This is a genomic window from Acinetobacter sp. YH12151, from assembly GCF_013418355.1.
Lineage (GTDB): Bacteria > Pseudomonadota > Gammaproteobacteria > Pseudomonadales > Moraxellaceae > Acinetobacter > Acinetobacter pseudolwoffii.
This window is the reverse complement of the sequence record NZ_VPCG01000060.1, coordinates 1-11,284: the sequence shown is the minus strand read 5'-3', so window position 1 is coordinate 11,284 and position 11,284 is coordinate 1. Positions and strand designations below refer to the sequence as shown.

Annotated in this window: 9 protein-coding genes and 1 pseudogene; 5 read left to right on the top strand and 5 right to left on the bottom strand. The window is 35.3% G+C overall.

The annotated features are described in order from the left end of the window. Positions 1 to 252, top strand: a pseudogene (locus tag FTU82_RS14455) (DNA-binding protein); the annotation flags it as partial. A gap of 2 nt (positions 253 to 254) precedes the next feature. Here the strand turns inward: FTU82_RS14455 and FTU82_RS14450 are convergent. The 3 genes from FTU82_RS14450 to FTU82_RS14440 all read right to left on the bottom strand — a co-directional run bounded on the left by FTU82_RS14450 (position 255) and on the right by FTU82_RS14440 (position 2,731). Next, positions 255 to 509 (bottom strand): hypothetical protein, encoded by a 255-nt coding sequence (locus tag FTU82_RS14450; RefSeq protein ID WP_180101519.1) that lies wholly within the window; start codon positions 507 to 509, stop codon positions 255 to 257. 444 nt (positions 510 to 953) lie between these two features. After that, complete coding sequence (locus tag FTU82_RS14445) at positions 954 to 2,270, bottom strand: hypothetical protein (RefSeq protein ID WP_180101517.1); 1,317 nt, start codon at positions 2,268 to 2,270, stop codon at positions 954 to 956. Between the two features lie 257 nt (positions 2,271 to 2,527). Next, positions 2,528 to 2,731 (bottom strand): hypothetical protein, encoded by a 204-nt coding sequence (locus FTU82_RS14440; protein WP_180101515.1) that lies wholly within the window; start codon positions 2,729 to 2,731, stop codon positions 2,528 to 2,530. Positions 2,732 to 2,850: 119 nt separating this feature from the next. On the opposite strand from FTU82_RS14440, the gene FTU82_RS14435 reads away from it, so the two are divergent. Genes FTU82_RS14435 through FTU82_RS14425 form a run of 3 tightly spaced genes read left to right on the top strand, consistent with a single transcriptional unit; the run spans position 2,851 to position 6,282 of the window. Then, entirely contained in the window at positions 2,851 to 3,891 is a 1,041-nt protein-coding gene (locus FTU82_RS14435; protein WP_180101513.1) for a DNA cytosine methyltransferase, read from the top strand. Next, a complete protein-coding gene (locus FTU82_RS14430; RefSeq protein ID WP_180101511.1) occupies positions 3,888 to 5,273 on the top strand; it encodes a protein NO VEIN domain-containing protein in 1,386 nt (461 codons plus the stop codon). Before FTU82_RS14435 ends, FTU82_RS14430 begins: the two co-directional genes overlap by 4 nt. Further along, entirely contained in the window at positions 5,266 to 6,282 is a 1,017-nt protein-coding gene (locus tag FTU82_RS14425; RefSeq protein ID WP_180101509.1) for a DNA cytosine methyltransferase, read from the top strand. The genes FTU82_RS14430 and FTU82_RS14425 overlap by 8 nt, the downstream gene beginning before the upstream one ends. 379 nt (positions 6,283 to 6,661) lie before the next feature. On the opposite strand, the gene FTU82_RS14420 is transcribed toward FTU82_RS14425, so the two are convergent. Further along, entirely contained in the window at positions 6,662 to 7,351 is a 690-nt protein-coding gene (locus FTU82_RS14420; RefSeq protein ID WP_180101507.1) for a hypothetical protein, read from the bottom strand. Then, positions 7,351 to 8,388, bottom strand: coding sequence for a hypothetical protein (locus tag FTU82_RS14415; RefSeq protein WP_180101505.1), 1,038 nt, complete (start codon positions 8,386 to 8,388; stop codon positions 7,351 to 7,353). Before FTU82_RS14415 ends, FTU82_RS14420 begins: the two co-directional genes overlap by 1 nt. Positions 8,389 to 10,830: 2,442 nt before the next feature. Between FTU82_RS14415 and FTU82_RS14410 the strand changes: the two genes are divergently transcribed. After that, positions 10,831 to 11,284 (top strand): plasmid replication DNA-binding protein (locus FTU82_RS14410; protein WP_180101503.1); only part of this gene is annotated, 454 nt, incomplete at its 3' end.

Sequence of the window (11,284 nt, the reverse complement as noted above, 5' to 3'; positions counted from 1 at the left end):
GTGCCACACCCTGACGCTACAGCATGCGACAGCCAAACGCCACAGCATGCAACAACAGATCAAAATATTGAAAATAAAGAAAATTTAAATAAGGATGTGGCAGCAAGTGTGGCAATACCACAACAAGATGCCACAGCACGCGACAGCCAAACGCCACAGCGTGCCACGTTGCAAAATATGGCAGCACCACAACCTAAAAAACGGGGCTTATTTGGGCGTGTATTAAATGCCGTATTCAACGATGATGAATAACGTCAATCTTCTACCTGACGCTTTTTAATTTTAAAAGTGCCTCGATTAACCACTCGGTGAACTGGATTACGACCATATAAGTGTTTAACCACAGTTGGTTCACCATTCGGTGCTTTGCTCACTAAGACATCATTTTCAACATAAAGAACAGGACCATTTTGTTTTGCTTCGATAAAGCATTCTTGAAGTACACGCGCTGCGACATGAGCAATCTCGCGTTCTTTGTCACTTTCATCAATTAGATATTGATTTGACATATTTACCTCTATTAGCAAAGCACCGGATCAAATTATTTAGTATTAGAGGACCACAAAACAAGAAGAAATAGGGTGAAAATTGGCAATAATATCCTGCACCACCGTTCATATGGATTGTTTAACTGAGATGAACAAACCCGTGGAACATTGCTTACTTATTGAGCGTGGAACATGAAAAATCATAAAAAAAGCCCACCTTGGGGAAGATGGGCTATCAACTAGAAACTACAGCATTGATTTCTAAAGAGAATTATAACGCATTTCGTATAACGTGTATTATGTTAATTTTAGAAAAACTTACCATTAGTTCAACTATCCACAAGACTCATAGCCTAAGAAAAGAGAAACCATTAGGTCTCTCTTTTCTAGAATTTACGTGTATCACATTAAATTAATAGGGCAATCCTGCTCATTCATCCACGTAGCAATTCTCTACATAAATTCTTACTGTTCTCTACAAGTCGTATTTATCCCAATATTGATACAGTTATAAGTAGACTTTTGTTTATTTAGCGCTGGGAAACTTTGGGTAGGCATATTATTACTGAAATTTCTATACATTTCTGCTTGTTGATTATAGCTATTCGCAACTCCGTTACTTACCTCAGTAATTGCATTAAATAAAGCAGTCCAGCCCTCTTGAGCCTTTTGTTGCTGTGCTAATCTTAATTGTTCTGCTTGTTGAGCTTGAAGTTGTTGATTAGCCATATATTGTTGTACATCTGCTAATCTTTTTTGCTTTTGCTGATTTAAAAATGCCTTTCCTTGCTCGATTTGATTTTTAAACACTCCTAAAGATTTATAAGGAGAACAAATTGCAAAATAATTATCTTTTCCAACTTCTTTAAGATAGCTAGAAGAAGTACAAGTTAAATTAATATAAGTATTAACCTTTTTTTCAGCACTCAAAGTATCTTTAAAATCTACATCATTGTAATCACTTGTTTTTTTATCAATAAATGACATTTTATCTATAATAAAATCCTGTAAATTCTGAGAAGGATTTACTAAAATTGGGGTATTAGAACTCAAATCTATAAAATGTTTTCTACCATTATTAAAAGATTCAAAAGTATATAGTCTCTTCTGTTTCGCTTGCACTGCTAATTGCTGTTTTACTAAAGGATCAGAATTATAAATCTGTTCGCTTATATTTAACCCACCTGCACTTGCATAGAATTTTCCTTGTATTCCTGCATCATCAAAAGACATTTTTTCATACATATCCTTATGGTCATAGTCATGAAAAATAATACTTTTTTTAAAAATATTGTTGTTATCTAACATACCTTGGAAGAACATTTTATTTTTGGATGAATTTTCATAATGACCTATCTGGAATATTTTGCTGGCTTTATTAAATTGATAAAAATATTGAGGTAGCTTTTTTCCTCCTTCATATTCTCCAATAGCCTCCACATAGGTTTGTTTACCAATAGAAAATTCTCTTCCTAATCCTATTGCATAACCATCTTTACACTCACCATCCCAATAGAATTTCACAGTAGGATCATTTTTTTTAAATTCTGAAGATGCAAAAATTTTACATTTAGACTTTTGAGTATCAACCCAATTTTCATTTTCTGTCTGAGGCGGAGGAAGGTTAATTTGAGATTTTATCTGTATATCTTCATCTAAGTATCTTTGAAAATCTGATGGGGACATCGATTTTACATGCGCTTGATTTCTTAAAGGTGCAGAAGAACTGCAACCATATAATGAAAATATAACAGCAACCCCAATAGCAATATTCTTAAACATTTTTATAGTATCCAGTTCATTGAAAATAATAAAAAATATAGTCGTGAAATTATAAAACATTTATTAGAGAGTAAAATAAGTTTACATAGTCTTTTATCTTTGATTATTTAAAAAAAACTAGAACTTTCCACCAAATTTATTTCCATTTAACATAATGGCCGTTATACGAAATTTTCAAAAAAATACAGTAAAAATGGGAGCTTAAGGCTCCCATTTTTGACTTCGCATAAGGTGTATTATGTTAATTTTAGGAAATCTTAACCAATGATGACATACATTTTTTGATTATTAGGATTTTGCCATTTTTGTTGCTTGCCAGTATTTTCTAGAATTACTCCTGATTCCAACTCTAGAGAAACAATTTCACCTTTAGCATTTGTAGTAGCCACAAAATTTTGTGGTTTATCTTTTCTATCTTTCGGATAGCATTCATATCCTTTAACAATTTTGATTTTGTTCATAAAAACATCTGACTAATAGATTACTAGATTAGAGTACCTTTTTTTGGAGAAAATTTCAGGCAAGAACTTATTTCTTTCGCTATCATCCTCTCTGATTTTCTAATTCTAAAGGTCTTAATTTGAAGTCTTTACGTACTTTGGATTTATTTTCAGGTGCTGGTGGCCTGTCTCTCGGTTTCCATAAAGCAGGTTTTCAGACTGTTGCAGCCATAGATAATAATGCACCTGCTCTCCAAACTTTTTCCAAAAACTTTATAGGTTCTAGCACCTATAATATTGATCTTTCTGATATTGATAATCCTGCTTTTTCTGAAATAAAAGACATTGACGTCATGCTAGGAGGTCCACCTTGCCAAGGCTTTTCTATCGCGGGAAAACGAGATATTAACGATCCAAGAAATACATTATTTGTTAGTTATTTAAAACTAGTTGAAAAGTATTCCCCTAAGGCTGTTGTTATAGAAAACGTCCCAAACATTCTCAGCATGAATAAAGGTGACTTTGCAAATCAAATTGTCATGGGTTTAAATCAGCTTGGATATGACGTTTGTGTTTTAAAGTTAAATGCTGCTGATTTTGGAGTTCCACAAAGCAGAAAGCGTGCCTTTTTCATTGGCTTAAGAGATGGAATGTTCCCTATTCATGAATTAGAAGCACTAAAAATTAATTCTCCAGTTACAACTGGTGATGCCCTATCAGATTTACCTTTGTTAGAAGAATCCTTAGGATCAGAAGTCGAGGATTATTTATTCCCGCCTATCAATACCTATCAAAGTTTGATGCGTGCTAACAGCAAGAAAATTCATAATCATCAAGCAGTTGATCATAAAGAACAAACCAAGAATATTATCGCTTTAGTTCCAGATGGTGGTAACTATAAAGATCTTCCTGAAGAATTACGCTTAACAAGGAAAGTAAATATTGCTTGGACTCGAATGAATAGTAAAAAGCCTTGCTTCACAATTGATGCAGGACATAACCATCATTTCCATTACAAAGCAAATCGTGTTCCCACTGTGAGAGAGTGTGCTCGTATTCAATCGTTCCCTGATGATTTTATTTTCATTGGAAACCGTACTAGTCAATATAGACAGGTTGGTAATGCTGTGCCACCATTATTAGCACAAAAAATTGCTGAAATTCTTTATAAATTACTATGACTTACATACATGCCGAACAGTTTCGTTGTGCAATTATTCGAGGAAAAGCTCAAGCCGAGTTAGATAATTTATTACCTTACTATACTTCTGTCATTTCTAAGATATGTCCTACGTCTAAAGAAAATTTTGATAAATTTTTTAATCAGGAACTAGCTCAACTCTTAGGTGAAGCTACTACCAAGAAAACTTTGGATAATCATAGGACCGAAATTGCAGGGAAACTATTCGGTATGTATTACATTGATGCTCAAAAAGTAGTACATATTTCTGAACGCACATTAAAACTTTTAGAAGACAATGACCAACCTGCATTCTTTAAAGATTTATGTTTAAAGATGCAGTTTCCTTCAGGTATGAATGCCAATTACACTGTATTTGAACAAATAAAGCTCGGTGTAAATATACGACAATTATGCTTTCTCATAGCAGTCTTAAAACTATGCGATGATCTAAAAATTTTTTTAAATGTAAAGCAAATTGGCTATTATGTTCTTAATTCAAAATCAGTTCTAACAAGACAGGCAACCCCTGAACAAGTAGTAAAACAAATTCAGATAGATGTTGCTTCAAAAATATTAAGAGAAATTCCAAACCCTAATAACAAAGCATCATCGTATTTATATCAACATGTAAAAGAGCAGCTCACTCTTTTACAATTAGCAAATATCATCACTCTTTGTGGGACCTCATATAAAATTAATTTGAACGAGGGAGACTTTATTGAGTTTATGATTGATTTGGCTTTAAAAGATCCTGATTTTAATTTCTATGCTTATGATGATCTAGATAAAGTTCAGAACTATAAAGCTTTACAGATTTCATGGGATTTCTTTATATCTAAAATATCTGATGTCCCACCTCAATTGCTTAATAGTAATGTATCTGAAATTTTAACATCAGGTCTTTCTCACATCCCTAATATAGATCCAAATATCACTAGAAGCTTTGCTAATACAAAAGATCTTGGAGATGCTGGTGAGGCTTTCGTTTTCGAATATGAGAAAAACTTACTAAAACCTTATGCTTTAGAACACAAAGTTCAAAATAAAGCTCATCTACGTGGGATAGGATTTGATATTGAGTCGTACTCTTACACTGATACTGTAGAAAAATATATTGAAGTTAAAGCCACTCGAAGAACAACTCCAATGCCTAAAAACTTTGCGGAGGATGTGATTAACGTTACAAAAAATGAATGGATTGCTGCTGAACAACATCAAGATAAGTTCTACATTTATCGTGTGATATTCCATAACAATGGTGTCCAATTATTCCGCATTCAAAATCCATTCAAACATTATTCAGATGGAACTCTTTCTGCCATTCCTCTAACATACCGCCTCTCTTTCTCTAATCACTCAGGTTCATTCCAAGATGTTTAACGTGGTATCTTTATTTTGTGGCTGTGGTGGTGCTGACCAAGGTATTTTGGGCGGTTTTAGCTATCTTAATAAAAGATATAAAAAGCAGAATTTTAAGGTCGTTCATGCTTCAGACTTTAATGAAAAAGCAGTCAATACATATAATGCTAACTTCTCACATAAAGCTGAAGTCATTGATATAAATGAACTGAATTTAAGTCATCTTCGAGGTCAAGTTGATGTCGTAGTTGGAGGATTCCCATGTCAGCCATTTTCAACAGTCAATCCAAGTAAACAACCTGAAAAGAAAGAATCTCAGCTTTTTTGGGAAATGGCTCGAATTATTGAGGAAACCAAGCCAAAAGCATTTATTGCAGAAAATGTTAAGGGATTCTATCGCCTAAAACAGGGATATTACTTTGATTTGGCTTGTAAACAGTTTGAGTCTATTGGTTATACCATTAGCCATAAACTAATTAATTCTAGTGACTTCGGGGTCCCTCAAAAAAGAGAGCGTATTTTTATCATTGGTATCAGAAATGACTTAGCTCAAACCTTCGAATTTCCAAGTTCTACTCATGGTGAAGGGCTAAAACCAAAATCTAAGCTAAAAGATGTAATTGATAGTTTATGGCCTGAAGATGAAAAATATTTCTTCTCTCAAAGAGCTGTCGAAGGTGTAAAAAAAGCAAAACCTAATATGAAACGGGCCTTAGCACAAGATCTTAACGAGCAGTGTCTCACTATTACTAGCCATTTAGCTAAAGTTAGTTTGAACTCTCGTGATCCTGTTTTACTGGTAGATCCTGAAAAGGAGCTTTACAGAAGATTTTCACCAAGAGAAGCAGCTAGAATTCAATCTTTTCCTGATAATTTCAATTTTGTCGGATCTCAAGGAGATGCTTATCGTCAAATTGGGAATGCAATTCCGCCTGTAGTGATGTGGCACCTAATACAAAAATTAGAACACTATTTGAGCACGGAAGAGCAATTAAGTTTATTCGATGACAAAAAGGCTTCTAATTTCTAAAGGAAGAAATAAAAAAGCAGCAAAGGCTGCTTTTTTATTTAACATAAAATCTCTTATTCGAAATTTGAACTTTAAGCCCCAGATAGAAAAATCCAGTGCATAGAACTGGGTTTTTATTGTCACGTATAAATCTAAGACTTTCTTTGAGCATACTAAAATTGATGTTCCACGGCTTCTAAGACATTGATTTTAGGTTTCGGATTCAGAGAGAAGTGACGTTACTTTGGGGTGTACTCCAAAGTAACGTTATGCCCTACTTACGAAATTCATCGGGATACTTCAGAATAAAAGACACTACAAATTTCAAAATATTAAGACTAATCAACTCAGTTCTTTACAGATTGAGATAGCCTTTTTGCTTTCTTTAAAATCCTCTTTTCTACGCAAATATATTCGATTTAAAAGCGAAACCCAACAATATTATAAGTAGCACTGTTAGCATTGCTTTAAGCCTAAAAATCGTATCATGAGCTATTTTAATTTGCTCTTTATACTTTACCTCTGACTTTGCAAACTTATCCATTTCCGCTTGAATAACATCAATATATTTTGAAATTTTTTCTATTTTTCCAGCCTGCTGTTCATTTTTAAGTGATAGCGCAGTATTAGATTGCTCCACTTGTTTATTTAAATTGATCTGCTTAATAAGCTTGTTGGCCTGCTCGGAATTAATGTTTTGACCCGCCTCAATAATTTCATCCTGCTCTTTAGATTCTTCAATCAACTGCTTGATCCTGGCAGTCAATTTTATATTTTTGTCTTTAAGAGCTTCATTCTCTTGGTACAAAGCGGCTTTAGCTTTCTCTACTGTAGAAAATTGCTTTTTTAATTCACTAATATGGTGCTGTAACTCAATATTTTGCTCAAGATGATTAGTAGCAACTTCATCAAGTAGAAAGTCACAATATTTAAAAAAATCAGGCTCAGTCAGGGGGAAAGGCATCGCATGAGAAATTTTTAAATACTCGACTATTTCAAGCCAACTTTTACCAGTACGATATAGCTCTGTAATTTTATCCTGTCTGCTCTCTAACCATTTACGTTTATTGAAATAAGGGGTTTTAGCCATCACTCAATATCCTTGTAGTAATTATCGCTATAAACATAGCCGTCACTGCTTTTAGATGCTAAAAACTTCTTCCCTTCATCAGTGCCTTTCCATGTAAGAAGTAGTTCTCTTGAGCTTTGATTAGCTTCATCCTTAATAGCCCTAAAATAGGTATAGATTTCAGTATTATTTTTAATTTTTGGCGTTGATGCACGGACATAGCTTAGATTTAACTTTCGTCCACCTGCACTTAAAAAACTACGGTTCATTTTTGACTGGAAATAGGCAGTGAACATGCCATATAACTTACCGATCTGCACACGTACACCACGGTAGCCAATATAGCCCTCAAGGCTTAAAAGGTACTTTTCAAAATGCTCTTTTACATCAGTATTGGATTTATTTTTTTGAAAGCTATTCACCAAATTAACGCCACGTTGACGCACAGCTTCAAACGCTTCTTGCTTCAAACGCCATGTAAAGTTGGTGGCATGTTTGGTATTTTCACTTAAACCCATTTCTTGTAATTCTTTGATACTTTTAGCTCGTTTTGTAAGCTGTAAAAAAGTATATTCACCCATTGTTAAGGATATCTTTCCGAAAGTTTCAGCACCTTTAACCTGTTTAGAAATTTGATCATTTAAATAATCAAGATGATTATATTTATTTTGGATAATCTCACCATCAGGCAAGCGTAGAAGTAAGTCATTTACACGACAAAGCAAAAGCAAAGTCGGGGTGCTAAGTGCATATAATTTATTTTCACTTTTCGATTTATCACGTAAATAACGGTAAAAATCGGCTTCACTAAGATTTTCTTTCTGAAAACAGCAACCATTCGCCACGATACAAGAAAACGTACTTTGTCCGGACAAAAACTTCCGATATTGCTGTTGTGGTGTATTTAGCAAATCATAACGATTATTCCATTTCTCAAGCATCGATTCTGCATTACTAAAACTGCTTGGTTTAACAAAAATTGCCAAATCATAGCCTTTGGAAAAGCAAGCAAGGGTGGTATGCGTAAACTCTTTGATGCCAGTAGTGTAATAAATCATTTTTTCTTATTTAGTCCAAAAATTTAATGATTAATATACCCTCATTTGTAGATTCTTAAAGATATTCCTATAATTTTTTTAATAGTGATCTTAAAAGATCACTTTTTTAAGGATAATAGCCAAAATTGGCTATTCTATAATAAGCAGTTCCGGGAATTTGACTTGACATGATATCTGCTACGCATAAGATGGCTCTTGTAGATATTGTTTTTCAGTTGGACTGCCAATCCATACATTCGATTTTCCTTAAATTGTTTGTTCGTGGATTGCCAACCATGAACAAACAACATTACCCCTTTTCGCAACCTGCCAAGTTGTGAAAAGTTTTATCGGTGAAGCTGCATACGTCCGAAAGGTAGTTGGTGCGGCTACGATAGGGGCTGACGGGTGTGAATCCCGTTTTCTACCTGTTACAAAGTTATGTTCCTGTTTTTACAGGATGCAAGTAGGGCGACACGGAAACGGGCATTGACGGGTTATCAGCGTTTAAAACATACGACTGGTAACTTAGTGAATTAACCCTGTTTTATTTGTTACGGTGAGCCATCTCAAGGATTGAGTTAAGGGCGTTAATAACCGCTTGGCAGATGCTTCGTAAGGGCATAGTCAGGGCGCACAGGTGGGCTTTTGAGATGATCGTGAGGTCATAGGGGAATGAGGTGTTAAACTGGATTTCTCGGCACGTCACGGTGAATTGTTGAACTCGTAGGAATACGTTGCAATTTGCTTTGGCGGTCAATGGATAGCTCAAGCCTGTAAGGTCGGCTCTGTCAACATACAACTACAGAACAGTTGGTGGCAGTCGATATGCGTAGAGTAAGTGCTTTACCTTATTAATTTAACTAGGAAATATAAGCTAGAAAAGACTTGGAACTGCGGTCTAGCGAAGTATGGAATTGATTTTAGTTAAGTTAGAGATAAGCGTACTACTCGATTTCAATGATTCTTATTGAAATCAAAGACAAGTAAACTAACGTGGGCGCACTTCACACCGTTTGAGTTGTAGATATTTAATTTCTGATTGATAGGTTCACAGGAAAGCGATTCTAGGCAAACAACGAGGTGGTGGTCGGTGACGATCTTTAGAAGTGTTAGAGAATCAGACAAGTACAAAACCTTTGCTACATCGAGGTTGCAGACAGTTCAAGCGAATAAAAACGTAAGCGCTGTTAATTGGGAAAGTCTATACCGATAAGTTGGTGATGTTTAAGGTGAATGAACACAGAATTTTCAAGTAATAATCGAGTGGTATCAACATGCTTTGGCTAGCATGATTTACTTGAAAAACTGTCTTAAAACGATTCTACAATCGTGAGAATGAATTGTCTTGGCCGACAAGGATATTTTCAAACTGTTGATGCAGTATAAATACGTACAAACGAGTGGTTTTAAGAACCCAGTCCTCTTTAAGAGGCTGGGTTTATCTTTGTATGATTATAAACATCTCTATTTCTTTCTGGTTTGCGATCTAAGCTATCTTATTTTGAGAATATATCTTTGATTAGAAAAAGAGTTAATCGAGCTATAACCCCCTATTTCTTGCGTTTAAATGACACTATCAATTAGATCAAAGATAAATAAAAGCATTCTACTAAGTGCTCTCACTCTCTCAAGTACCCCACACCCCTCGCTTTGCTCGGGCTGATGGTGAACGTTGAGAGAGTTTCGGCAATACTCACCCTAAGGGCGTGATTTTAAGAAAAATCAACATCCCTTAAGTATTGCCGAATAACCTGATTGGGCTGACGGAGCCACGCATCGGTCGTATCCGCACATAGCTTTGCAAACTATGCAGACAAGGACTCAAGGTTTTGCACCTCTCTCCACGCGCTCCCTGTCGCTACACGGCTGTATCTCTGCGAGGGTTTCCCCAACGTACAACTTAACAGTCCGATGCAACTACTCCCAACGCTCCGCCTATGTGAAGTTCCCCTGTAAGCGGTTTAGCCTTTCGACTATAGCTACAGTACGCCAGTGACACTTATTCCTACCACACGTACTGCATGCCAACCGTTAAAACGGACACGCAGAAGAAGGCAAAGCTCGATCTAGGATACTTATTTGATGAAAAAAAACACTTAACTAACGAAGACTTATCATTTTGGGCTTGATATTACTGCACATAACAGTGAAAATAGAGTTCGGTACAAAAGCCTTTGGGTGAAATCATAACGGTCGTCAAACCTTATGATCTTCGTTACTTGATGTTGCTTCATCAAATAACTGCGTATCGACGAATATAGAGCCCTGCTTGACTTATGTCAAGCAGGGTTTCTTCGTTTTTTAGCTATAAAAAAACATTAAATATTATATAGTTGAAATTAGTATTCTAAATCTGCGGTATATTTTATACATCGAATATATAGGTCAGTTTTGACATAAAATATATGCTAATGCTTATATTATTTTCTCTCAAAGATAATAATAGGACTTGAAAATTAAATGGCTAAACTCTCACTGAGCGAAGTATCCAAACAGTTTAATATCGATCGATCGACCATCTACAGAGCTGTACGCAATGGACGCTTATCACGTTCCAGTGATGGCCAATTTGATATTGCCGAAGTGATTCGATGCTTTGGTGAACCAGACCAAGTATCTAAACCGACTGAACCACAGAGACAAAGTAGTGATACCGCAACACAAAAACTCATCGCTCATTTAGAGAATGAAGTCAAAAAATATCAAGATCGTGAAGAACGTTTGATGCAACAAATTGACCGTATGCAGACCCTTATTGAGTTAAAAAGTGTGGCACCTGCCACAGCAGTGCCACACCCTGACGCTACAGCATGCGACAGCCAAACGCCACAGCATGCAACAACAGATCAAAATATTGAAAATAAAGAAAATTTAAATAAGGATGTGGCAGCAAGTGTGGCAATACCACAACAAG